The following is a 21,631-nucleotide window of genomic DNA, read 5'->3' on the forward strand; positions in this document are numbered from 1 at the left end:
TTTCCAGCCATGTTCTCGTTGTGTGCTGGTGCGCTTACAGGACTCACATCAGCCTTTGTAACCCGCGCAATTCCTAGACTTTCAGCCGGGCCAGATTTTCGTGGTCCCTGTGTGGCCCCTTGCTTTGTTCGGTCCGGAACACGGACACGAACCCTCGCCGAGCGAACCATACAGGTTCATTTTTAAGCCTGATTCGCCCTCACATGCCTGCAATCGGAATAGCCGAAGAGGGCCGTTGCCGACCGTCGGAAAGCCGACATCCAAGGGATCACAGAAGCGTGGCAGCTCCCGTCAACAAACCAGCCGTTTCCCGGTTTGCTTCTGCTCCCTGATAGCTGCCGATCTTTCACACGGCGATTTACGGCTCATCCTGGGCCGGTTGCTGTCAGTCCGCTTCGCATTGCAATAGGTAGGAAGCAGACCTTAGTTCGGGCAGCTTTTGAAGCAGCAGGACAGGGCTGCGGGCGATCGGGTGCCGCTTACTAGCCCTCGGCTACCGTCATACACCTACCTCTTGCTCGGTAATCTCAGTCCTCCGCATCGCTGTGAATAACAGCCCGCCTCGGGGTTCAGGGGTCAGATCATCATTGACCCTGAGAGTCTTGCTATCCCGCCATTCGGAAACTTTCCCTGTATCGCACGGGCGTGATCCTAAGCCGCCGCTGAAATGCGCTTCGCATCTGGTCTGGGCTGGCAAATCCGCATTCGAAGGCAACGATCTTCAGCGGCGATTCCGTCGCTTCCAGCAGATTGCGTGCATGGTCGATCCGAACGCCTTCGACGAAATCATGAGGCGTCAGCCCAAGGTCGCGGACGAACAGACGGGCGATGCTCCGTGCGCTTACACCAGCGATCTCGGCCAAGCGCTCGACCGGCAATGACTCGCCCAGATGTTCCATGACATACGCCTGGACCTTACCCAGCGGTGTCGCCGCATCGCTCGGCGGGAGCAGCAACGGGCTAAACTGGGATTGGCCGCCCTGCCGCTGTGCCACCACCACCAGACCCTTCGCGCAAGCGAGCGATAACGCGGAGCCATGATCTTCGCCGACGAGAGCAAGCGTTAGATCGATTCCCGCCGTTACGCCGGCCGAGGTTACCAGGCGGTCGTCGCGCGCATAGATCCTGTCACGCTCGACATTAGCTGCCGGAAACGTTTCGGCAAGTTTCGCGGAGCAAAGCCAGTGGGTCGTCACTGTGCGGCCGTCGAGCAGGCCTGCGTGACCGAGCGCGAATGCCCCGGTGCAGATGGAGCCATATCTGTCAGCGGTGACGCCCCATCGCCGCAGCCACGCCGACATCGCCTCGTCTGGCGGGCTGTCGGGAAGCCGCTGCCCGCCCGCGACGAGTACGGTATGGAAGGACCTACACGCCTCATCGAAGCTCAGATCGGCGGTCATCCACATACCGTTCGAGCTGCGCAGAGGCGTGCGGCTTCTTGCCACAAGCAGGCAGCGATAACGGTCCTGCGCGGGCAGGAAATCGTTTGCCGCAGTGAACACGTCGAGTGGCCCTGCCACGTCCAGTGCCTGGACGCCGTCGAAAATGACGAGCGCCACTTCGCGTATTGCCATTGCCGATCCGCCCTTCTTTGCCGGCCCGAGCGATTTGTCGATCACGGCAACTGCCGATCGCTATCCTGAGGCAGCTTATCGCGCAACGTTGGCAGTTTATCGATGTGTAGCGACCTTGCTGCCAACTGCCATGGATGCGACCTAGCGAAGGCGGGTCGAGAGACACTCCGACCTTCTCGGCTCATTCCTTCAACAGGCAACGCGCGCTGCCGGTTACCCCCGCTTGGGGACTGCCGGTTTGCGTCCGCTGAACATGGAGACACACGATGGCGGACCATATCTGCGACACGACCACCCGAGCGAGCAATGGCCGCGCCGAGGTAGACGGCGTTTCCATCCCCGACAGCGCATTCTGCCGTGCCGTCACCGAATTCGTTCGCTACACCGAGACCGAGCTGCTGTTCAACCATTCCAGCCGCGTCTATTTCTTCGGTGCAATCGCCGGCCGGCATCGCGGCCTCACCTTCAATCCCGAACTCCTCTATGCCGCGGCGATGTTCCACGACGTCGGGCTGATGCCGTTGCACAGCAGCGCTGACCTGCGCTTCGAGGTCGACGGCGCGAATGCGGCGCGCGATTTCCTGACCGGTTACAACCTCGACCCATCGGACATCGAGAAGGTGTGGACCGGCATAGCGTTGCACACGACGCCCGGCGTGCCCGAGTTCATGGATCCGGTCATCGCGCTAACCGCCGCCGGCGTCGAGATGGACGTGCTGGGACTAACCTACAGCCAGTATCCGGACGCTGTCCGGGAGGCGATCGCAACCGCCTTCCCGCGCAGCACGTGGTTCAAGGAGGACATCATCCAGGCCTTCTACGACGGCATCCGACACAAGCCTGATACCACCTTCGGCAACGTCAAGGCGGACGTGATCGCCGACAAGGAACCGCACTTCCATCGCGGCAACTTCTGCTCGGTCATCCGAGCCTCGCTTTGGCGCGCCTGACAGAATCCCCCCTTATATTCCCTGGGAGAAAGACGATGATTTCCAATGTGATTCTGGTCCACGGTGCCTGGGCTGACGGTTCGAGCTGGGCGAAGATTGTCCCAATGCTGGCAAAGAAAGGCTTGGCGGTGACCGCAGTCCAGCTTCCGCTCTCCACGTTCGAGGCGGATGTCGCGACGGTCGGCAGGGCGATTGCGCGTGCTGAGGGCGATGTCATTCTGGTCGGCCATAGCTACGCTGGTGCGGTGATCGGCCAGGCGGGCAACGACCCGAAGGTGGCGGGACTGGTCTATATCGACGCCTTCGCGCCGGATGCCGGCGAGTCCGCCGGTTCGCTGTTCGCCGCGTTCGAATCTGCTCCGCTGGGGGCCGAGATCAGGCCTGACGCTGAAGGCTTTCTCAAGCTGACGCGCGACGGCGTTTTCAACCTCTTCGCACAGGATCTCGACGAGGACGAGAAGGCCGTCCTGCTGGCAACGCAAGGCCCGATCAACGGCGCCGCGCTCGGCGGAACGCTGACTGAGGCGGCATGGCGAACGCGGCCGACTTTCTATCTGATCGGCGACGAGGATCGGGCAATCCTGCGCGTCGATCAGGAACGAATGGCCGCCCGTATGAACGCGACTGTGGAACACGTCGGATCGAGCCACGTCCCGATGCTGTCGCAGCCCGAAATCGTGACGAACTTCATCCTGAAGGCCACCGCCTGACGGTCGGCACACTGCATCGAAGTGGCGGGCGCAGACAGCCCGCCGCCCCCAGTGTTTCGCCACGAGATCAGGACAAATGCTATGAAAATTACATCTAACGGCATCACGCTTCACGTCGATGATCGGGGCGCCGGCGCACCGGCATTGGTCTTCCTGCATTATTGGGGCGGCTCGTCACGCACGTGGCGGCATGTAACGACCATGCTCGGGCATGACTTCCGCACGGTCGCGATCGACCAGCGTGGTTGGGGACAATCGGAAGCGCCGTCGAGCGACTATTCCCTGGCCGATCTGGCGAACGACGCTGTCGGCGTGCTCGAGGCGATCGGGCTCGATCGCTATATTTTGATCGGGCACTCGATGGGCGGCAAGGTCGCCCAGTTTCTTGCTTCGCGGCGACCATCGGGGCTGGCGGGGCTGATACTGGTGGCCCCGTCGCCGCCATCGCCGCTCGCTCTGCCGCTCGCATCCCGAGAGGGCATGGTGGGCGCCTATACGACGCGGGAGAGAATCATCGCGACGGTCGAGCACATGCTCACCGCCAACCCGCTGGCATCGGAAGACCTCGAAGTCGTGGTTGAAGACAGCCTTCGCGGCGCTCCTGCTGCCAAGGTGGCATGGCCGCTGGCGACGAGCCAGGAAGACATCGCGAATCTTGTCTCGCGTATCGAGGTGCCGACCCTTGTCATTTCCGGGACCGAGGACCGGGTCGATCCCCCGGCTGTGCTGAAACAGGAACTTCTCCCGCGCATTCCGCAGGCCGAATTGCGCCTGCTGCCCGGCATCGGCCACCTGTCGCCCCTGGAGGCACCGAGCGAAGTGGCTGTCCTCATCCGCAAATTCGCCGGCTCGCTGCCGCCCGGACCATCGGCGCGCTGACCATATCCCAAACAAAGGAAATCACGATGTACGAGACTGAGATCATCTCGATCCCCATCCTCCCGCTCAATATGGTCAATGCCCATCTGATACGGAGCGAGGCGGGATGCATCCTCGTCGATGCCGGAATACCCGGATCAGAGCACAAGATCGCGCGGGTTCTCCACCGGCACGGACTGACCTTCCGCGACATCAAGCTGATCGTGGTCACGCACGCGCATACCGATCATGCCGGTAGCGCGGCGCGGCTGCGTGAGTTGTCCGGCGCGCCGATCCTCGGCCACAAGGACGACGCCGACTTCTACAGCCGCAAGGAACGCATGACCTATTGTGCGACGGGCTGGGTCGGCAAGCTGTTCTTCAAGACGCCGGTACCGCATGAACCTTACGAGGGCTTCGTGCCCGACATCATGATGACCAACGGCGAGACGGTAAATCTGTTGAATTTCGGCGTCGACGGCGTTGTGCGTCATACCGGCGGACACACGCCCGGCTCGATTGCGGTGGAATTGTCATCGCAGGACGCGCTCGTCGGCGACCTGCTTGCGTCGGGCATCTTGATCGGTGGCATCGCCTTGACCGGACGCGCGATCCGCCCCCCGTTCGAAGACGATCCGCACAAAGTCGCGCGCGAACTGGAGCGTCTCGTGCAGCAGGGCGCCAAGCGCTTCTATATGGGCCACGGCGGCCCGCTAGGCCCCGACGAGGTTATGCGGCACGCGCGTCATCTTGCAAGGATTGCCCCAAACCCATGTTCGGCTGGTTTATGCGCGCACGGATCGCACTGATCCGCGGCGCACTGGAAGTCATCCAATGAGATAGTGGGGGGAAAGAACTATGGATGATCGCGGCGGCTGACGTCCCGGCCACCGCAACGCTCCGTCAGGGGACGCACAGGCTCGGCGACATGTTCCGTGAGAGGGACCGCCGTTTGCAATCGCCTGATCGGCCCGCTGATGCTATGGTGCCGCCGTGACAAGCAGCATTCCCTATCGTTTCCCGATCGGTATCGACCCCAACGACATCGACTTCATGGGCCATGTCAACAACGCCAGTTACCTGAAGTGGGTACAAGAGGCGGTGATCAGTCACTGGCGGCGGCTCGCGCCCGCCGATGCCGTCGCCGATCACCTATGGGTCGCGCTGAAGCACGAAATCACTTATCGCAAGCCGGCGTTTCTGAACGACGAGGTCATCGCCACCGTCCTGCTCGAAAAGGTGCAGGGCGCACGCGCGTTCTATCAGACCATCATCCGCCGTGGCGAGGAGGTGCTGGCCGAAGTCACGTCGAGCTGGTGCTGCATCGATGCCGAGACCAAGCGGCCCACGCGGCTGGCGCGCACCGTCATCGACCGCTTTTTCACCCGCGATCGCCAGGCCTGACCGCAGCCGTTCGGCGGGGTCTTCATAGACGCACAGCGCCCGGCTGCGCTCGAGTTCCTCACGCCCATAGCCGCCCGACAGCAAGCCCACGCCGAGCGCGTGACAGCCCGCAGCCGCGAGCATGTCCCTGATGCTGTCGCCGACGACGATCGCATCCTCGATTCCGACGTCCAGCCGCCGCGCCGCTTCTTCGAACAGGTCGGGATCGGGCTTGGCGAAGCGCACCTGATCGCGCGTCACCACCACGGCTTCGGCCGGATCGACATCGAGCGCGGCGATGTTGACCGCGGCGGTTTCCATCCGGCCGCTGGTCGCGATCGCCCAGGAAATCCCGAGACCGCTTAGCGTGCGCAGCAGGCCGACCGCCACTGTTCCGCTCAGACGCTGGTAGGCGGCGGCATGCAACGCGCGCAGCCGCTCGGCGGCGTCTGGCCCGAGGTCACGGTCGATCTCACGGAGCAACTGATCGGTGAGCAACCCACCGCTCATCCCGATCTTGCGGTGGATGCGCCATACGGACAGATATGCCCGACCGACAACGCCTCGCGCCACGCAAGCACGTGTTGGTAGGCGCTATCGACGCGCTATGCGGTCGATGCCGGTTCGGCCCATTCGTCGTCGGTATCGAGCTGACGGTCGATATCCTCGGCAAGGTCGTCGAGTTGCTCGAAGGTTATGAGCAGTTCGATGACCGCGCCGTCCGCGAGCGTCAGCGTTAGCGATAGTCGTCGCCGTCCGGAGCAAGCGTGCTCGATTGCAAGCGCTTGGCAATGGGTTTCATTATCGGTGCTCCGGTTGGGCGATCATGCGAGCGAGGCGGCAAGACCGGCCCCTCACACCTTGTCGTCTTACGCCAACAATTCGGTATGGATAGGCGGCATAGCACCGCAACCAGGCGCAGCCTAACGATACATTTTGATCCTCGGCCCTTTCGCTTTCCACCGACGCCCCTATCTAGACATCATCGCGGGCAACCGATCTGTAGGCGCCCCTGACTGAGAGACCAACGTGCTCCCGCTTACGTTGCAGGAGCCGTTCATGGACCTCAATTATCTTCTTTCCCGCCATCAAGTCGCGCTGATGCGTGCCGATAATGCCGCTTGCGCCGAAGCGAAAATCGCTCATCGTGGGATGGCGAAGGAATACGCAGAGCGCATCCGGGTGCTTCGCCAATTGATCGGAGCCGAAGGCACCTCGCTCTTGGCCGCGTGAGCGCGCGCCAACTTTTCTCTCACATCATCAGGAGCGCTGCTGTGGACGACCAACAGGCTAGCAAGACCGATCACACGACGACCAACACCGATGCCCGAAAAACCCAGCGGTTCGTGCGCCGGCCTTCCGGGCCGCGTCTGGCCCCCGATGCAGCAGAACGTCAGGGCAGAATTGCGCGGCTTGCCTGGGCGGCGTTCGGTGGTCGCGATGATGCCGTCGCATTTCTGAACGATCATCACGACGGCTTGGGCGGCCGCCCGATCGATCTAGCGATCGCCAGCGAAACATCCTGCGCAGCGGTCGAACAAGTCATCGAAGCGCGTGGCGCGGCGCGCTGATCGGCCGCCGCCACTCGATCCAGCAGTTGCCGCGGCGCACGCCACGCTCTTGCGAGGCGCTGCGTTCGTCGCACGCCAGGCCGACGCAGGCGCCTTCTCGCTGGATGCTTCGATCGCCGACGAACAGCGGCATCGCTATCGCAGCAAGACGATCGCCAATGCGCTGCGTGAACTTGATCGCTTCTTGAATCTCCTTGCCGATGCGACGGCCAGATCGCTTGGCGATCCGTTGCCCGAGGGACAGCGGAACACCGCGAACAAGCTGCGCGACTTCGACGCCTTCGCGATCCAGTGGGACGATTACGAGCGTCTCGTTGCACTGGGCCGATCGCGCGCCTGCCTGTTTTATCGCGGTGGACAGGTTTCCAGCGGCGACCGCCGTGGCGAACCGACGTTCACGGCCGGCTGGTCCGCACGCACGGGACCGCCTGATCAGCTGAGCCGAATGGCCATCGGTGACCGACTTGCCGTCGGCGAGATCGAGTTGCGCGACATTGCCCAATTCTATGAGCGCTTGGCGTTGCGGCTTCAGACCCTTGCTGCAGTAGCGGTGAATGCCGATTAGTCGGGCCGGTGGCCGTCCGATTTCTTGGCGACGCGTTCGTTCCAAATCCGGTCTTGCTCGATCCGCGTCGTTTGCCAGGCTGCTTGCCTGCGCCGCTGCTGGCGAAATTTAGCGATGCGAAACATAAGAAAAGCGACGACAAGCACCGCAATGACGATGACGAAACCCATCGTCCGATATTCTCTCGCAAATTCGCCCACCTGGTGCATGTCAAGTCGTCCGTCATGTAGACGGGAGCTCGCGTCTCCCAGCCACCTACTACGCCTACGGATCGATCAGGTGATGGCCCTTGATAGCATCATTCGTCACGGATTCCCCATGGTAAATCCGCAGTGAGCCAATCGCGGCGTTGAGAATACTCTCCTTGTGTTGGCCACCCCCATCCCCATGTTGTGCGGTGCAGCATGACCTTGGCGAGCGGTGATAGCTGAGAGACCAAGGCCCGCTTGAAAGGACATCGCGTGAGAAGCATTGCCGATACGATTTCGCGAATGCGGTCGATGACTGAGGCTGCGACACAGCAAAGAACGTCAGCGATCGACCCGCTCGATCAGTTGACCGATTTCGGCACCAATCCGGGAGCATTGAATGCTCGCTGCTTTGTTCCGGGTGACGTGTCGGCGCGCGCGGCCCTGGTCGTCGTGCTGCACGGATGCACGCAGACGGCTGCCGGCTACGATCATGGTTCGGGATGGTCGGCGGTGGCGCAGCGGGAAGGCTTTGCGCTGCTCTTTCCCGAGCAACAGCACGTCAACAACGCCAATCTCTGCTTCAACTGGTTCGCGCCCGAAGACAGCAAGCGCGGTTCGGGCGAAGCGTTTTCGATCCGTAACATGATCGCCGCGATGATCGAGCGTCACGATCTCGATCCAGCGCGCGTGTTCGTCACCGGCTTGTCGGCGGGGGGCGCGATGGCGTCGGTGATGCTCGCGACCTATCCCGAAGTGTTTGCCGGCGGGGCGATCATCGCCGGTCTCCCGTTCGGATCAGCGGCGAATGTATCGCAGGCACTCGACCGCATGCGCGGCCATGGCGGTCCGGACGATGCCGGGCTTTCAGCGCTGGTGCATCGGGCGTCGCCACACGACGGGCCGTGGCCGACCATTTCGATCTGGCACGGCACTGCCGACGCCACCGTTAACAGCACCAACGCCGACGCGATCCTGGCTCAGTGGCGCGTCGTTCATGGCGTCGGCGAAGAGCCGAGCGTCTCCGATCTCGTCGACGGCTATCCCCACCGCGTCTGGCATGATCGCGAAGGCCGACCGGTCATCGAGGATTACCGCATCACGGGGCTGGGGCACGGCACGCCGCTCGATACGCGCGGCGCCGATGGCTGTGGCAGCAGCGGCGCGTATATGCTCGAGGCGCAGATATCATCGACACGATGGATCGCGCACACATGGGGCCTCGGCGAAGCGCCGGTCGATCGCCGACCGATAGCACAAGCAGAGGCCCGTCCAGCATCGCCAGCCACCACAGGGGTCGGCGGCATGATCGAGGATGCGCTGCGCGCCGCGGGCCTGATGCGCTGACCTCGTATCAGCGCAATTGGCTATCCTTGCTGCCGCGGCGATTGAAGCCGCCTTGGCGCCGGCCGGCATCGCGTTTGGACTGACACTCGACGCAGGTTCGGACACCCGGCAGCGCACTACGACGCGCCTCGGCGATCGGCTCGCCGCATCCGTCACAATATACTGCGCTCTCACCGGACGGCATGCGTCGGCGAGCGTCCAGCACCGCATCGCTGACGGTGTCATCGATCTGATCCTGCACCGCGCCATCGCGGGTCCACCCGCCTGCCATGTTCAAAACTCGTCTTTAAATTATTCCTGTCAGACAGATAGGACCGCGCGGCGATGTCGCAACCGATCCCGCAACCCTGCGTATCAGGCGTCGGCTAACCTCGATCAGGGTTTTCGTTCGCAATCAGATCCAAGAGGCGGTCGCTCTCGCCTTCGCCGTGCAAGCGGCGTTCGTCATCGTCGGGGCTTTTACGACCCTCACGCAAATCCGCCTGATCCGCTTCCTTGGCCCAAGCTGCGGCTGCTGCGGTAGCGATCGTTTTGACGTTGGCGAGTCCGGCCCCCGCTGCAATAGCGAGTTGCCTGGCCTCTTGGGTTCTGCATAAAGCCGAAGATGGTCGCATAAAATCTCCTGATCAAATCATCGTCTGGCCGCCCGCGCGGCTATGCCTTCTTCGATGGCGGCGGCGCGACCACACCTTTGAGCGAGGGGTTGGAGGCGTTTTGCTTCGGCGGGCCGGCTTTCTTCGGCTTGCGGAGCTCTCGATTGCCGCGCTGTTGGCCTTTCGACATGGTCGTCTTCCTTACTGTTCGAGGCGAAATGCGCGCCGCCCTGATGCGCCAAGTTGTTCACAAATTTCTAGCGCTGCCGGATCGTGGCTGCGCCTGCGACGCGCTGGACAACGGAGATTGCCGCCCGGCACTCGGTTTCGGTCCGATAGCCGCCGCCATGGGCTAGAACGGTGCCGTCGGCAGCGCAAAGCCGCCAGCACCAGTCGCCGCCGGCGGATCGGATTGATGTCAGCCGCACACGTTCGGCGAAGGACAGCTCGAAGTAGAAAAGCTCAGCGGGCGTAGCCGAAGGCTGCTCCGATCGCTCACCAGGATTAACTGAGCGAGGCACAAACTCTTCGTGCGCAACCGGCAAGAACGATATCGCCGACTTTCCGCCGGCCGCATAATCGCGCTTGAACTGTCGGAACGCCGCATCGCCCAACGGGTCGCTGAAGTTAAGACCGGCGATGACCGTCGCACGGCGTTCAAACGGCGATGTAGGATTTCTGGTCACAGCGAGCCCGCGTCAGAGCGGGAGCACTGGTCTCTCAGCCGCACCCTGCTCGTATCGAACGGCGCGATATCGATGATATGGGATCAGCGTCGTCGAAAAACCAGTAGCGTCCTGCGACCGCGGGTGACGTTTCGCCGAAAGAGGCAGGGAAAAAGCCGCGCACGCCGAATTTTGTCGAATCCACAATATTTTCGGTGTGCCGCGTGTATGATGGCTTTTCGGCTACTCGGCCAATGATGTATCCGAGCCGCGTACGAATTGAGTACTCCGTGATTGGTTCGCCAAACCATCCCGACACCATCCCCGGCCTTCGGGATCTAACCGCGTCCCATGATTGGTCGCTGACACCGCTTGGTGCTCGGTCGACATGGCCTCGCTCCTTAGAGACCGTGCTCGATCTCATGCTGTCGTCGAGTTTCGCGATGTGCGTCGGCTGGGGGCCCGATCTGACCTTCCTGTACAATGACGCGTACGTTCCGTTTCTCGGCTCACGGCATCCCAGCGCGCTTGGCCCATCCCAGCGCGCTTGGCCGGCGCCTTCAGGATGTCTGGCCAGACATATGGCCGAACATCGGACCCGCGATAAATCAGGCCTTGTCCGGCAAACCGACCGCCTATGAAAACATGCCCCTGACCATGACGCGCCATGGTCATCCCGAAGAGACCTGGTGGTCCTTCGCCTACAGTACGCTGCGTGACGACGAGGGGAACGTCGCCGGCTTTCTGGACATCGCGACGGAAACGACCGTCAACGTGCAGAACGAGCGCGAGTTGACGCGCGAGCGGGAACACCTCCGCAGACTCAATGCCGATCTCGAAGTACAGATTGTCGAGCGGGCGAGAGAGCGCGCGACGACGTGGACCGTCACGTCGGAGCTTCTGTCGGTGATCGACCTCGACAATGGCGTGTTCGATCGCGTCAATCCTGCCTGGGAGAACACGCTGGGCTGGACGCCAAGGGAGATGGAGGGGGCGCCTTTCTCCGATTTTCTTCTGGCCGACGACCATGTCGCCAGCGCCGCCGCGTTCGAAGAGGTTCGGGAGGGAAATCCCGTGCTGCGGTTCGACAATCGCTATCGCACCAAGGATGGCGACCTGCGCTGGCTGTCCTGGGTCGCGGTGCCGTTCGAGGGCAAGCTCTATTCCAGCGCGCGCGACATCACGTCAGAGCACCAGCAGACTGAAAACCTTGCGCAGGCGGAAGACGCCCTCCGTCAGGCCCAGAAAATGGAGGCAGTCGGGCAGTTGACCGGCGGCGTCGCGCACGATTTCAACAATCTGCTGACCGTCATCCGCGGTTCGGTCGATCTACTTCGCCGCTCCGATCTCACTTCGGAGCGGCGCGACCGCTATATCGACGCGATCGGGGAGACCGCCGACCGCGCCGCGAAGCTGACCGGCCAGTTGCTCGCGTTCGCGCGGCGCCAGGCGCTCAAGCCCGAAACCTTCGATTGCGGCGAAAGCATTCGCGACATCGTCTCGATGGTCCGCACGCTCACCGGGTCGCGTATCGTCATCGAGACGATCGTGCCGGATGACGCCTGCTTCGTTCTCGCCGACAAGGGACAGTTCGATACCGCCATTGTCAACATGTGCATCAACGCGCGCGATGCGATGGATGGAGAGGGCCGGCTGACGATCGTCATCGGTCCCGTCTCGGGCATTCCCGCCATTCGCGCTCACCCGCCCATCGCGGGCGATTTCGTCGCGGTGACAATTACTGATACCGGCCCTGGGATCGCGCCCGAAGTCCAAAAGCGCATGTTCGAACCATTTTTCACCACCAAGAGCAGCGGCCAGGGGACGGGCCTGGGATTGTCGCAAGTGATCGGCTTCGCCAAGCAGTCCGATGGCGATGTGCGCGTCGATAGTGGGATCGACGGCGGGGCGATCTTCACGATCTACATGCCGCGAGTCGCCGCGGATGGAAGTCGCGCCGAGCTCGAAGATGACCAGCCGCTGGCGATCGCCGGCGACGGCGTCTGCGTCCTCGTCGTCGAAGACAATAGTAGCGTCGGCGAATTCGCGGTCCAAGCGCTTGGCGAATTGGGCTACGACACCCTCCTCGCCTCTGACGGCGACGCGGCGCTCGCCGAGCTCGCCAAGGACAGCGATCGGTTTCACATCGTCTTTTCGGACGTCGTCATGCCGGGCATGACGGGGCTCGAGCTGGCGCAACTGATCCGCCAGAAATACCCACGGCTGCCAGTCATCCTGACCAGCGGCTACAGCCATGTCCTGGCGCAGAACGGACGGCACGGGTTCGAATTGCTGCACAAACCCTATTCGATCGAGCAGTTATCCCGCGTATTCCGCAAATCGCTCACCTGGCAGGCGCAACGCTGACACTTTGCTGGTCGGCCCGAGTCGTCGCAACCGCGCGTCACGCCGCGATCAGAACCCCCCGATAATTGCTGTCCTCGAGTGTACGCCCGGCGCCCATCGCGACACAGATGAGCGCGTTGTCGGCGACGATCACGGGCAAGCCGCTCGCCTGCGACAGCACCGCGTCGATCCCATTGAGCAGCGCGCCGCCGCCGGTCATGACGATACCCTGATCGACGATGTCCGCGGCGAGCTCCGGCGCGGTGTTCTCGAGCGCGTTGAGCACCGTCTCGACGATCTGATTGACGGGTTCGGCGATCGCTTCGGCGATCTCGCTCTGGCTGATCTCGATCTCGGTCGGCACACCCTTCACCAGATCACGACCTTTCGCGCGCATCATCCTGCCGACACCGTCCGCCGGCATCTGCGCGACGCCGATCGTCAGCTTGATCCGCTCGGCGGTCGCCTCGCCGATCATCAGATTGTGCTTGCGCCGGATATAGGATGCGATCGCGTCGTCGAGCTTGTCGCCCCCGACGCGCACCGAACTGCTATAGGCCAGTCCCTGAAGGGACAGGACGGCGACCTCGGTCGTGCCGCCGCCGATATCGACCACCATCGCGCCGATCGGCTCGGTCACCGGCATCCCGGCGCCGATCGCCGCCGCCATAGGCTCTTCGATCAACCAGACCTTGGAAGCGCCGGCGGTGGTCGCGGCCTGACGGATCGCGCGCCGCTCGACCTGGGTCGAGCCCGACGGCACGCAGATTGCGATCTCCGGTCGACGCGGCAGCCGGCCCGGGCCGCCATGCACCTTGTCGATGAAATGCTTGATCATCTGTTCGGCGACGTCGATGTCGGCGATTACCCCGCCACGCAGTGGCCGAATGGTTTCGACATTGTCGGGGGTCTTGCCCATCATCAGCTTGGCGTCGCTGCCGACCGCTCGCACGCGCGATATGCCGTTGATGGTCTCGATCGCGACGACCGAAGGTTCGTTGAGCACGATGCCCTTGTCGCGCGCATAGACGACGGTGTTCACCGTGCCGAGATCAATCGCAATGTCGTTCGACGCGAAACTGAACAATCGGGGCAATCGCATGCTGGAAAATGGCCTTGTGGCGTGAAGACGAATGCGCGAGGCGCGCACCTGAGCTTCTGGAGGAGACGATGCGGTGCGGGCCGGCAGCGCCGCGGTCAAGCTATACTGCGCCTGATTGAGTGATTAACACTGCGAATGCCGGCTCGCTAAACGGCCCACCAGTGTTGCTGATGGGCCGCTCGTGATCAAATTTCCGTCTTCTCCGCTAGGAGCAGGGCATCCTCAATGTCCACACCGAGATACCGGACTGTGTTCTCTATTTTCGTGTGTCCGAGCAGGATTTGAATGGCTCTGATGTTTCCGGTTGCCCGGTAGATCATTGCCGCCTTTGTACGCCGCAGCGAATGTGTTCCGTATTCAGCGCGTCGCAGGCCGATCGCGGTAACCCACTCTTCTACAAGGCGCGCATATTGCCGCGTACTGAGATGGCCCATACGCTCGATCCTGCTCGGGAAAACGTAATCATCTGCTGCGCCGCCCCGCCGCTCTAGCCAAGCGAGCAGGCTTGCGCGAACATCCGACGTCAGCTCGAATTGAACAGGCCGGCCGGTCTTTTGCTGGATGACGATTGATCTCGTCCTGATCTCGGCGCCGGAGACCACATCGCCTATCTTGATCTTGACCAAGTCGCAGCCGCGCAGCTTGCTGTCGAGCGCTAGGTCGAAAAGGGCTCGATCGCGAAGACGACCTTCGCGGTCCAGAAAAAGCGAATTGCCCAGATTTGCTTTTGTGTGAGCGGCCGCTTGGTGCCGACCATCTTGCCGGCGTTCCATGCGGGCCGGTTGTGCATCGCGGGGTCGTAGTGAGAATGTCCCATCCTTCTTCTCCTCGGCCGTGATTGGCCTCGGAAATGCTTGCGCTAATTTACTTCGTCTTGGTTCAGCTGCCGTTCGAGCATGGCGCACCGGGCGTCATCGGGCGCGATCGTGCACGTATCGCCTTGCCATCCGCGGTCGGCGATCTTGTCGACCGCGATGGCGATGCCGGCGTTGATCCTGGCGGCGTCGAAGCCCGGCGGCAACGCCGGGTCCGAGAAGTCGACGGTTTCGGGCTTCTCGCCGACGAAGAGGATACGAGTCATGGCATGTCTCCTGCTAAAGGTGAGGATGGATAACGCTCATTCGTGCAGGTGAGGACGCAGGAACGCCGCGACGAGATCGAGCGCGTCTGGCGCGGCGCGCAGCAGCGCGAGGTTTGCGGGGAAGACGTGGACCATGCCCTGCCAGACGTGGAGTTCGACGGGCGAGCCCGCTGCGGCGATGCGATCTGCCATGCGCCGCGCGTCGTCGAGAAGGATTTCGTCTTCACCCACATGCAGCATCACCGGCGGCAACCCAGCCAGATCGCCGTAGAGGGGTGAGGCCCTCGGATCCCTAGGATCGGCTTCTCCGAGATAGGTATTGCGGGCCTGCCCAAGTGCGGCATGGGTCAGCAAGGGATCGTGCCCCCCGCGCGTCGTCATACTTTCGCCGGTCAAGGCGAGATCGGTCCACGGGGACATCGCGACCACGGCGAGCGGACGTGGTGCAGGTCCCTCCCGTGTGGCGGCACTCGCACGGGCGGCGGCGGCCAGCGCCAGTCCCCCGCCCGCCGAGTCACCGGCGATGGCGATTTTCGATGCCCCGGCTGCTGCAAGCCCGCGGTAAACCGCGCCCGCATCATCGGTCGCCGCAGGGAAGGGCCGTTCGGGTGCAAGGCCATAATCCGGGATAAACGCTGCAACCTGCGCGCGGAGCGCGATCTGGCCGACAAAATTCCGATAGGCCTGCGCCGATCCGACCGCATAGGCGCCGCCGTGCAGATAAAGGATTGCTGCGTCCGGCGCGGCGTCGGCCGGCCGACACCACCAGCCCGGAACGCCGCCAACTTCGGCGGCTTCATAGGTCACGCCACCGGCCTGCGGCGTTCGCCCCATCAGATCGTCGAACGCCGGACGGCCCCTCGGGCCAAGATCGGGCGCCGGCTGGAGTGCGATAAGACCGCGCATTGCCAGCATTGCGGCTCGATCCAGCAAATGCTCCTTGTGATAGATCTCGGTCATCACAATCGTCCTCGCAGAGTCAGGGGGAGGACGCCGGCCGCCGGGCCGGCGTCCCGGTCTCAGTTTTGTGACCAGCCGGCAGTCGCCGCCTGGGCAAAGTCACGGTAGGAACGCGGCGGGTGGCCAAGAAGCGCCGTGAGACGGACCAGATCGTCGTCGGTCGCCACCGCGCCATCATCCTGATAGCGACGCATCATCAGCTTCATGTCATAGGCGAGCCAGGCGGGGCCGAAGCTCTTGAGGCGCTGTTCGAGTCCCTCCAGATCGTCGCCGGCATAGCCGATCGGACGATCCAGGATCTCGCTCCAGAGCGCGGCGAGCGTCTCACCGGTCAGGGCGTCCGGCCCGACCAGCTCATAGGTCTCGCTCGGCAGCGGCGCGGCGGCCTGCTCGCGACGGAGCAGTTCGTTGGCGGCGGCCTCGCCGATATCGCGGATATCGACCATCGAGATGCCCCTGGCGCCGACAGGCATCGCATAGACGCCGCCACCGAGCAGCGCGTCCTTCTGCCGCATGTCGTTCTGGATGAAATAGGCCGGACGCAGGATCGTCGCCGGCACGTCATAGGCGTGGATCATCCGCTCGACGGTGACCTTGCTGGCGAAGTGCGGGACATCGGCATAGTCTTCGCCCTTGAACACCGAGAGATACACGATGCCCTTCACGCCCGCCTCGCGGGCGGCGTTGAGGGCGAGCATCGCCTGGGTCAACTCGTCGGGCGCATTGGGGGCGAGCAGGAACAGCGTGCTGACCCCCTCCAGGGCGGCGCGGACGCTGTCGATGTCGCCAAGGTCGCCCTTGACGGCGGTAACACCGGCCGGGAAGTTAGCCTTCTCGGGCGAGCGAGTCAGCGCGCGGACCTCGGCGCCGTGTCCGTCCAGAAAATCCAGCACCTGGGTTCCGATCGTGCCCGTGCTGCCGGTCACCAAGATAGCCATAATGTGTCTCCTTCGTGGTTGGAGCGGCTTGATGTCGCTGGAGACTGAAATAGGCGTTCCACAATTTCTGGTAAGATGGCATGATTGAGACTCAACGTCTCGAATATGGAACATTCATGGATTTGCCTGCGCTCGTCGTCTTCAATCTGGTCGCGACACATGGCGGCTTCGGTCGGGCCAGCCGAGCAAGTGGCAAGCCCAAGGCCACGCTTTCGCGGAAGGTTTCCGAATTGGAGGCAAGCCTTGGTGTGCGGCTGATTGACAGGGGCTCAAGGACATTGCGCCTGACTGACGAAGGCCGTGCATTGCATGAGCGCACGATCGGCCCCCTCGCCGAAATCGGCGATGCCGAGCACGCCGTTGGGAGCGGCTCGTCCGTGCCGAGCGGCACTTTGCGGATCAGTGCGCCGGTCGTTCTGGCGCATGTCCTACTTCCGAAGGTCGCCGCCGCTTTCGTTGCCGAATATCCGCAGGTCGACCTCGAGATTGTTGCCGAGGATCGCAAGGTCGATCCCGTCGAGGACAATTACGATCTGGTGATCCGCATCGATCCGAACCCCGACGAGCGCCTGGTGGGGCGCCGTATTCTCGAGGACGAACGGCTGCTTGTAGCGCCGCCCGAGTTGCCTGTCGCATTTTCGGCGGGGGAAGGAGATTGTGACCGGACTCAGCCGGCTGTCGCGCGCACCGGGACGCCCGCCGACATCGTGTGGCGGATCAGGGGTTACGATGGCCTCCATATACTGAGGCCGCATGTCCGGTTACGCTTTTCTTCCTTCCTGATGGTCCGGGACGCCGTTCTGGCCGGCGCGGGTGTCGCGCTTGCGCCGAAGATGCTCGTTACGGACGATATCGAAGCAGGCCGGCTGGTCTCATTGGGTGTTGCGGACGGTCCTAAGGTCGAGATCTGGACGCTCCAGAATTCACGCCGTCTGTCCAGCTCGAAGATTCGGGCCTTTTTAGAGGCACTCGAACGATCGTAGATAGTGGAGGCGACAATCCACAACGCGTGCAGTGGACGACTGGATTGTCCCAAATCTGGCAGCCAGATCAACCAATAGCTATGGCTGCTTTTGAGCAATCGCCGGGTCGGCCGTAACGACCGAGATTAGGGCGCATTACTGACTGGCGGGTACGTAAATAGCGACCGGACTGCTTCGGGGCCGGAGCACGAACCCGCTGCGCGGGAGTGGCGCTGGTGGTGAGGTAAGGCCAGGATCGCAGGCGCCCCGCGCAGATTGAGCGGCGCCCGTTGCAGGCAGACCCTTTCGACTCCTTCAACCTGAGGAGTCGAACGATGAACGACCTTGTCCCGGTCGGCGCGATCAGCCCGCTACGTCAGCGGCTGATCGACGACATGACCATGCGCCACTTCAGCCACGAGACGCAGCGCAACTACCTGCGCGATGTCGGGCGGTTCGCGACGTGGCTGGGGCGCTCGCCCCACACCGCGATCGCCGAGGATGTGCGCCGCTTCCAGATCGAGCAGCAGGAAGCCGGCGTTCCGGCGCCGACGATGAACAGCATCGTCGCGGCGCTGCGGTTGCCGGCCCAAGAGCAAATGGTCCGCTCTCGGATCCGTCCGCTTATCGGCCACGCTCGCCGTCGCCCAGCACCGCCCGAAATCGAAATCCCCATAGACCATCGCCCGGGGCCCGCGGGTTCGGGCACCGCCGACTTTCCGACGCCTCGCGGCGTCCGAAACTCTAAACGACAGCGGACTGAGCGCTTCTCGGCACAAATCGTTAGGAGCAGCCATCGCGACGGGGGACGGCTATGCGACGTTGGAGATCAGCCCACCCTATCCTTGTGGCAAAAGCTCGTGAACGTGGGACGGAATGCCAGCGCTGCGGCACTTTCTACCCAGAAACTCGGCTTCGAATGTGTGTGGACAGGATGACCTGATACCCGTCGAGCCCGACACCCTAGCGCCGCTGGCAGAAAATACGCCCCGTAAGCGCCAGAAGAAGAACACTTAGGCAAATCCCCCACCGCTGATAGTCTCGGGTCATGTTGACCCAGGATCAGATCGAAGCCGTTCTCAACGATACCTTTTTCCGCTGGGGCAAGGACCGGGAAGCCGAGGTTACGCCCGGTGTGAAGTTCGCGCACTACACGAGCGCACAGGTGGCCATGGACATCATCAAGGCCCCGGACGAGGACCGCTGCCTCTGGCTCCGCAATGCCATGCTGATGAACGATTTCAGCGAGATTGAGTATGGCCAGCAGTTGCTCCGGTTGAGCCTCACGAACGAGCAGCTACGCAACCGGCTCATCGAGGCCTGCAACGGCATCCATGAGGGCATCCTTGGTGCCTTCACGATGATCGACCAGGAAGTCTACGCGATCAAGCGCAGCACATACCTGCTGAGTCTCGCCCTTCACAAAGGCTCTGAACTCCACCAAGGCAAGTTGAGCATGTGGCGCGCCTATGGTGGCGACACGAACGTCTGCATTCTCCTCAACCCTGAAGTCTTCATGACCCCGCAGACAGCATATGACGCGGTGATCGCTCCAGTGGATTATGGCGGCCCCAGCAAGTTCGTGGAGGGCGTAGCGGGCATCGTTGATAAGATGATCGCCAACCGGGACGCGCTGCGACAGATCGACTCGGAGACGGTCAAAACCAACCTCAAATACGCGCTCGACGTGATGATCCTCTCCACCAAACATCCTGGGTTCGAGGAGGAGAACGAGTGGCGCGTCATTCACCGAGCGCAGCTGACACCCGCGCCCAATAGCCCGCCAAGCAAAATCGTGAGCGTCAACGGGATCGTGCAGAAGGTGTTCTACCTGCCGATGAAGAACATGCCCGAGCATGACGTGGCGAACGCAGACATCAATACGCTACTGTTCAAGATACTCATTGGCCCAACGCCCAACCCCGACCTTGTGTGGGAAGGCTTCGTCACTCTGCTCGCGGAGAACGGCGTCCAGAACCCCGTGGATAAAGTGATCACCTGCAACATTCCGCTGCGCCGTTGAGCAAACCTCCGCGTGACCAGATGCCATGGTGCCGTGGAGGGACGGCCTACGGGCCTAGCCTTTGGGGCCGGTTTTTTCTTTGCCCGGCACCCGCAAAGCAGCTGGCCACATACCTGAGCCGTAGCCCTAAAACGGGACTGCACAGCTGCTTCTTTCGCTACTGACGTTCTGCTATTGTTCGGACTTACCTTTGAGGAGGTCGTATGAAGAGCAACTACGATCGTTCTATCAGTATGCAGTGCCCGACTTGCGGCAGTGAGAGTTTCGAGCATAGCGAAGACAATCCGACCGTGAGTTGCACGCGGTGCGATCGCACCATGACGAAGGACGAGCTTCGGGAGGCGAACGGTTCGCGGATTGAGGAAGAGTTGGACGCTTTGAAGGCTGAGGTTCTCAGCGACGTTAGGGCTGACATCTCGAAGATGTTCAAAAAGTGGAAGTGACCATCAGCGATGTCATGGCCGTGGCTGCTTTCGGGCTTTCCGGTTTCACGCTGTGGCGTCAGCGCAAGGGGGATGAGCTAACCCGCAAGCTCAACGCGCTTCTGATCGAGAAGGAGACGGGCGAAACCGTCGCCGCGAAAAAAGGCGATCTGTTCGCCAATTTCGTGAAAACTGGCAAGTCGTCATACCAGTTCAAGATCTACAATAGGGGCAAGGGTGTCGCGCGGAACATTCGCTTTGAGGTGCTGGAAGGTGAGGAGCTGTTTCAGGTCGGTGGCATGCCCGAGAAGTTCCCCTACCCGTCCCTCGAAACTCATCAAGCGATCAACCTACTGGTGCGCGTCCATATGCAATCTCCCCGGCGAGCCGCCGTTAAGCTGGCCTGGGATGATGACGCGGGTGGTGGCGAGAAAACGATCATTGACGACGTGTTTTGAGGATTGGAGAGCCCGATGAAATTGCGATTTGTGCTTAGTGGCTCGCTCATTGCGACGACGGAAGCCGATATTGTGCCGCCGGTGGGCTCAGAGGTTGTCATTAGAACGATCAGCTACAAAAAGGGTGTGACCCCCGGCTCGCTTCTCAGCTTCAAGATCTCGGAAGAATGGCCGCCGGTTTACGATTTCAGCACCAACCCTGTTGAGGTTTCAATCGACGTGAACGGTTACGAGGTGCTGGAGCAAGGCCCTCCTGTCGAGTGACGTAGAAGGACGGACTGCCTTTTTCTCCGCCAGTTTCAGTTCACGGGCATTGCAGGCTTGACCAACGTGGCTAACGTCTAAAGCGCTGCGCTCTCAAGGCACCACGAACGCCGTGTCGAACTTGACCCGATCCAGCGCGGTCAAACTGCGATAGCTGGCAACTAGATCGGCTTGAGCGAACATACGTGTCGTCGCTTCATACTTTCGCATGTCGGGAGCTTGGATCACGAGCACGAAGCTAACGCCGCCCGTGGCGTAGTAGGCTTGCTGCACGTCAGGATCATTCTGGAAGAAGGCCTTCGCCGCGTCGACAACGTCCGCGCGCTCATTCGATACCTGCACCTCGATTGATGCAGTGATCGACAACGAAAGCGCATGAGCATCGACGACTGCGACCTTGGCCGCGATCACGCCGGCTTTTTAACCTGCAACAGTAAGCGGACTGCCGGCATTCCACCCGATTGCGGACACAAGATCGTCGTTCCGGCCTACAGCAGCTTTCGGAGTCATCAGTGATGCAGCTGAACGGCCGCCATTAGGGCGCAAAGCTGATGGGGTGGACGCCCCCCGACGGCATCGATGTGCCAGAGTGGAGGTGTTGAAACACCACTGAGGGAGGCGTCCGTGTCGCAGGTTATCATAATCGGTCTGGATATCGCCAAGAACGTTTT

General features: G+C 62.1%; 26 protein-coding genes and 2 pseudogenes. 17 read left to right on the top strand and 11 right to left on the bottom strand.

The genetic code is table 11. The annotated features are described in order from the left end of the window. Nucleotides 1-605: 605 nt before the first annotated feature. Nucleotides 606-1,619, bottom strand: coding sequence for a GlxA family transcriptional regulator (locus K7G81_RS17295; RefSeq protein ID WP_369412145.1), 1,014 nt, complete (start codon nucleotides 1,617-1,619; stop codon nucleotides 606-608). A gap of 221 nt (nucleotides 1,620-1,840) precedes the next feature. On the opposite strand from K7G81_RS17295, the gene K7G81_RS17300 reads away from it, so the two are divergent. From K7G81_RS17300 to K7G81_RS17320, 5 genes are all read left to right on the top strand, one after another. Next, the gene (locus tag K7G81_RS17300; protein ID WP_223032080.1) at nucleotides 1,841-2,524 is read left to right on the top strand and encodes an HD domain-containing protein; all 684 of its coding nucleotides are present in this window, start codon (nucleotides 1,841-1,843) and stop codon (nucleotides 2,522-2,524) included. Beyond that, on the top strand, nucleotides 2,512-3,234 hold the full coding sequence (locus K7G81_RS17305) for an alpha/beta hydrolase (protein ID WP_255587276.1): 723 nt from the start codon (nucleotides 2,512-2,514) through the stop codon (nucleotides 3,232-3,234). The genes K7G81_RS17300 and K7G81_RS17305 overlap by 13 nt, the downstream gene beginning before the upstream one ends. 81 nt (nucleotides 3,235-3,315) lie before the next feature. Next, nucleotides 3,316-4,113 (top strand): alpha/beta fold hydrolase, encoded by a 798-nt coding sequence (locus tag K7G81_RS17310; RefSeq protein WP_223032103.1) that lies wholly within the window; start codon nucleotides 3,316-3,318, stop codon nucleotides 4,111-4,113. Between the two features lie 26 nt (nucleotides 4,114-4,139). Continuing rightward, entirely contained in the window at nucleotides 4,140-4,901 is a 762-nt protein-coding gene (locus K7G81_RS17315) for an MBL fold metallo-hydrolase (RefSeq protein ID WP_223032081.1), read from the top strand. Between the two features lie 244 nt (nucleotides 4,902-5,145). Continuing rightward, nucleotides 5,146-5,496 (top strand): acyl-CoA thioesterase, encoded by a 351-nt coding sequence (locus K7G81_RS17320; protein WP_439649560.1) that lies wholly within the window; start codon nucleotides 5,146-5,148, stop codon nucleotides 5,494-5,496. Between the two features lie 54 nt (nucleotides 5,497-5,550). On the opposite strand, the pseudogene K7G81_RS17920 reads toward K7G81_RS17320, so the two are convergent. Beyond that, nucleotides 5,551-5,985: pseudogene (locus K7G81_RS17920) on the bottom strand (HAD family hydrolase); the annotation flags it as partial. A gap of 71 nt (nucleotides 5,986-6,056) precedes the next feature. Here K7G81_RS17920 and K7G81_RS17325 point away from each other — a divergent pair. The 4 genes from K7G81_RS17325 to K7G81_RS17340 all read left to right on the top strand — a co-directional run bounded on the left by K7G81_RS17325 (nucleotide 6,057) and on the right by K7G81_RS17340 (nucleotide 7,611). Next, on the top strand, nucleotides 6,057-6,215 hold the full coding sequence (locus K7G81_RS17325) for a hypothetical protein (protein ID WP_223032083.1): 159 nt from the start codon (nucleotides 6,057-6,059) through the stop codon (nucleotides 6,213-6,215). A gap of 319 nt (nucleotides 6,216-6,534) precedes the next feature. Further along, a complete protein-coding gene (locus K7G81_RS17330; protein WP_223032084.1) occupies nucleotides 6,535-6,708 on the top strand; it encodes a hypothetical protein in 174 nt (57 codons plus the stop codon). 41 nt (nucleotides 6,709-6,749) lie between these two features. Continuing rightward, on the top strand, nucleotides 6,750-7,046 hold the full coding sequence (locus K7G81_RS17335; protein ID WP_369412146.1) for a hypothetical protein: 297 nt from the start codon (nucleotides 6,750-6,752) through the stop codon (nucleotides 7,044-7,046). Next, nucleotides 7,030-7,611, top strand: a complete 582-nt coding sequence (locus K7G81_RS17340) for a hypothetical protein (RefSeq protein WP_223032085.1) — start codon at nucleotides 7,030-7,032, stop codon at nucleotides 7,609-7,611. Before K7G81_RS17335 ends, K7G81_RS17340 begins: the two co-directional genes overlap by 17 nt. On the opposite strand, the gene K7G81_RS17345 is transcribed toward K7G81_RS17340, so the two are convergent. Continuing rightward, complete coding sequence (locus K7G81_RS17345; protein ID WP_223032086.1) at nucleotides 7,608-7,781, bottom strand: hypothetical protein; 174 nt, start codon at nucleotides 7,779-7,781, stop codon at nucleotides 7,608-7,610. The two genes, K7G81_RS17340 and K7G81_RS17345, sit on opposite strands and share 4 nt — an antisense overlap. A 330-nt stretch (nucleotides 7,782-8,111) precedes the next feature. Between K7G81_RS17345 and K7G81_RS17350 the strand changes: the two genes are divergently transcribed. Further along, the gene (locus K7G81_RS17350; RefSeq protein WP_255587277.1) at nucleotides 8,112-9,146 is read left to right on the top strand and encodes an extracellular catalytic domain type 1 short-chain-length polyhydroxyalkanoate depolymerase; all 1,035 of its coding nucleotides are present in this window, start codon (nucleotides 8,112-8,114) and stop codon (nucleotides 9,144-9,146) included. Nucleotides 9,147-9,153: 7 nt separating this feature from the next. Here the strand turns inward: K7G81_RS17350 and K7G81_RS17355 are convergent, their stop codons facing one another. Together K7G81_RS17355 and K7G81_RS17360 are read right to left on the bottom strand one after the other, a co-directional pair. After that, nucleotides 9,154-9,417: a DksA/TraR family C4-type zinc finger protein gene (locus K7G81_RS17355; protein ID WP_223032088.1), complete on the bottom strand. Its 264-nt coding sequence runs from the start codon at nucleotides 9,415-9,417 to the stop codon at nucleotides 9,154-9,156. A 579-nt stretch (nucleotides 9,418-9,996) separates the two neighbouring features. After that, nucleotides 9,997-10,425 carry a YegP family protein gene (locus K7G81_RS17360; protein WP_223032089.1) on the bottom strand — a complete coding sequence of 143 codons (429 nt, stop codon included), beginning with the start codon at nucleotides 10,423-10,425 and terminating at the stop codon, nucleotides 9,997-9,999. 462 nt (nucleotides 10,426-10,887) lie between these two features. Between K7G81_RS17360 and K7G81_RS17365 the strand changes: the two genes are divergently transcribed. Continuing rightward, on the top strand, nucleotides 10,888-12,771 hold the full coding sequence (locus K7G81_RS17365) for a PAS domain-containing hybrid sensor histidine kinase/response regulator family protein (RefSeq protein WP_255587278.1): 1,884 nt from the start codon (nucleotides 10,888-10,890) through the stop codon (nucleotides 12,769-12,771). 37 nt (nucleotides 12,772-12,808) lie between these two features. On the opposite strand, the gene K7G81_RS17370 is transcribed toward K7G81_RS17365, so the two are convergent. From K7G81_RS17370 to K7G81_RS17390, 5 genes and pseudogenes are all read right to left on the bottom strand, one after another. Then, the gene (locus tag K7G81_RS17370; RefSeq protein ID WP_223032091.1) at nucleotides 12,809-13,852 is read right to left on the bottom strand and encodes a rod shape-determining protein; all 1,044 of its coding nucleotides are present in this window, start codon (nucleotides 13,850-13,852) and stop codon (nucleotides 12,809-12,811) included. Nucleotides 13,853-14,037: 185 nt separating this feature from the next. Beyond that, nucleotides 14,038-14,669 (bottom strand): annotated as a pseudogene (locus tag K7G81_RS17375) (tyrosine-type recombinase/integrase). 42 nt (nucleotides 14,670-14,711) lie between these two features. Continuing rightward, nucleotides 14,712-14,933 (bottom strand): hypothetical protein, encoded by a 222-nt coding sequence (locus K7G81_RS17380; protein ID WP_223032092.1) that lies wholly within the window; start codon nucleotides 14,931-14,933, stop codon nucleotides 14,712-14,714. A 36-nt stretch (nucleotides 14,934-14,969) separates the two neighbouring features. Further along, entirely contained in the window at nucleotides 14,970-15,893 is a 924-nt protein-coding gene (locus K7G81_RS17385; RefSeq protein ID WP_255587279.1) for an alpha/beta hydrolase, read from the bottom strand. A 59-nt stretch (nucleotides 15,894-15,952) separates the two neighbouring features. Beyond that, complete coding sequence (locus K7G81_RS17390; RefSeq protein ID WP_223032093.1) at nucleotides 15,953-16,831, bottom strand: SDR family oxidoreductase; 879 nt, start codon at nucleotides 16,829-16,831, stop codon at nucleotides 15,953-15,955. Between the two features lie 80 nt (nucleotides 16,832-16,911). On the opposite strand from K7G81_RS17390, the gene K7G81_RS17395 reads away from it, so the two are divergent. The 6 genes from K7G81_RS17395 (at nucleotide 16,912) to K7G81_RS17420 (ending at nucleotide 20,960) form a co-directional block, all read left to right on the top strand. Next, the gene (locus tag K7G81_RS17395; protein ID WP_255587280.1) at nucleotides 16,912-17,814 is read left to right on the top strand and encodes a LysR family transcriptional regulator; all 903 of its coding nucleotides are present in this window, start codon (nucleotides 16,912-16,914) and stop codon (nucleotides 17,812-17,814) included. Between the two features lie 314 nt (nucleotides 17,815-18,128). Further along, nucleotides 18,129-18,731 (top strand): phage integrase N-terminal SAM-like domain-containing protein, encoded by a 603-nt coding sequence (locus K7G81_RS17925; RefSeq protein ID WP_255587281.1) that lies wholly within the window; start codon nucleotides 18,129-18,131, stop codon nucleotides 18,729-18,731. Between the two features lie 110 nt (nucleotides 18,732-18,841). Next, complete coding sequence (locus K7G81_RS17405) at nucleotides 18,842-19,816, top strand: DUF2971 domain-containing protein (RefSeq protein WP_223032094.1); 975 nt, start codon at nucleotides 18,842-18,844, stop codon at nucleotides 19,814-19,816. A gap of 203 nt (nucleotides 19,817-20,019) precedes the next feature. Further along, on the top strand, nucleotides 20,020-20,259 hold the full coding sequence (locus K7G81_RS17410; RefSeq protein WP_223032095.1) for an ECs_2282 family putative zinc-binding protein: 240 nt from the start codon (nucleotides 20,020-20,022) through the stop codon (nucleotides 20,257-20,259). Continuing rightward, entirely contained in the window at nucleotides 20,256-20,696 is a 441-nt protein-coding gene (locus tag K7G81_RS17415; protein WP_223032096.1) for a hypothetical protein, read from the top strand. Before K7G81_RS17410 ends, K7G81_RS17415 begins: the two co-directional genes overlap by 4 nt. Before the next feature lie 15 nt (nucleotides 20,697-20,711). Beyond that, complete coding sequence (locus K7G81_RS17420) at nucleotides 20,712-20,960, top strand: hypothetical protein (protein ID WP_223032097.1); 249 nt, start codon at nucleotides 20,712-20,714, stop codon at nucleotides 20,958-20,960. 93 nt (nucleotides 20,961-21,053) lie between these two features. Here K7G81_RS17420 and K7G81_RS17425 read toward each other — a convergent pair whose 3' ends face one another. Then, on the bottom strand, nucleotides 21,054-21,371 hold the full coding sequence (locus tag K7G81_RS17425; RefSeq protein WP_223032098.1) for an Lrp/AsnC ligand binding domain-containing protein: 318 nt from the start codon (nucleotides 21,369-21,371) through the stop codon (nucleotides 21,054-21,056). Nucleotides 21,372-21,631: the final 260 nt, after the last annotated feature.

The organism is Hephaestia mangrovi (genome assembly GCF_019880555.1).
Classification (GTDB): domain Bacteria; phylum Pseudomonadota; class Alphaproteobacteria; order Sphingomonadales; family Sphingomonadaceae; genus Sphingomonas; species Sphingomonas mangrovi.

Bases quoted from the DNA above. Each gene is read 5' to 3' on its own strand.
- K7G81_RS17420 (WP_223032097.1), top strand. From the start codon at position 20,712: ATGAAATTGCGATTTGTGCTTAGTGGCTCGCTCATTGCGACGACGGAA.
- K7G81_RS17320 (WP_439649560.1), top strand. From the start codon at position 5,146: ATGGGCCATGTCAACAACGCCAGTTACCTGAAGTGGGTACAAGAGGCG.
- K7G81_RS17355 (WP_223032088.1), bottom strand. From the start codon at position 9,417: ATGGCAGGCGGGTGGACCCGCGATGGCGCGGTGCAGGATCAGATCGAT.
- K7G81_RS17365 (WP_255587278.1), top strand. From the start codon at position 10,888: ATGACGCGTACGTTCCGTTTCTCGGCTCACGGCATCCCAGCGCGCTTG.
- K7G81_RS17390 (WP_223032093.1), bottom strand. From the start codon at position 16,831: ATGGCTATCTTGGTGACCGGCAGCACGGGCACGATCGGAACCCAGGTG.
- K7G81_RS17395 (WP_255587280.1), top strand. From the start codon at position 16,912: ATGATTGAGACTCAACGTCTCGAATATGGAACATTCATGGATTTGCCT.
- K7G81_RS17410 (WP_223032095.1), top strand. From the start codon at position 20,020: ATGAAGAGCAACTACGATCGTTCTATCAGTATGCAGTGCCCGACTTGC.
- K7G81_RS17405 (WP_223032094.1), top strand. From the start codon at position 18,842: ATGTTGACCCAGGATCAGATCGAAGCCGTTCTCAACGATACCTTTTTC.
- K7G81_RS17300 (WP_223032080.1), top strand. From the start codon at position 1,841: ATGGCGGACCATATCTGCGACACGACCACCCGAGCGAGCAATGGCCGC.
- K7G81_RS17370 (WP_223032091.1), bottom strand. From the start codon at position 13,852: ATGCGATTGCCCCGATTGTTCAGTTTCGCGTCGAACGACATTGCGATT.
- K7G81_RS17315 (WP_223032081.1), top strand. From the start codon at position 4,140: ATGTACGAGACTGAGATCATCTCGATCCCCATCCTCCCGCTCAATATG.
- K7G81_RS17345 (WP_223032086.1), bottom strand. From the start codon at position 7,781: ATGGGTTTCGTCATCGTCATTGCGGTGCTTGTCGTCGCTTTTCTTATG.
- K7G81_RS17385 (WP_255587279.1), bottom strand. From the start codon at position 15,893: ATGACCGAGATCTATCACAAGGAGCATTTGCTGGATCGAGCCGCAATG.
- K7G81_RS17330 (WP_223032084.1), top strand. From the start codon at position 6,535: ATGGACCTCAATTATCTTCTTTCCCGCCATCAAGTCGCGCTGATGCGT.
- K7G81_RS17925 (WP_255587281.1), top strand. From the start codon at position 18,129: ATGAACGACCTTGTCCCGGTCGGCGCGATCAGCCCGCTACGTCAGCGG.
- K7G81_RS17380 (WP_223032092.1), bottom strand. From the start codon at position 14,933: ATGACTCGTATCCTCTTCGTCGGCGAGAAGCCCGAAACCGTCGACTTC.
- K7G81_RS17310 (WP_223032103.1), top strand. From the start codon at position 3,316: ATGAAAATTACATCTAACGGCATCACGCTTCACGTCGATGATCGGGGC.
- K7G81_RS17350 (WP_255587277.1), top strand. From the start codon at position 8,112: ATGACTGAGGCTGCGACACAGCAAAGAACGTCAGCGATCGACCCGCTC.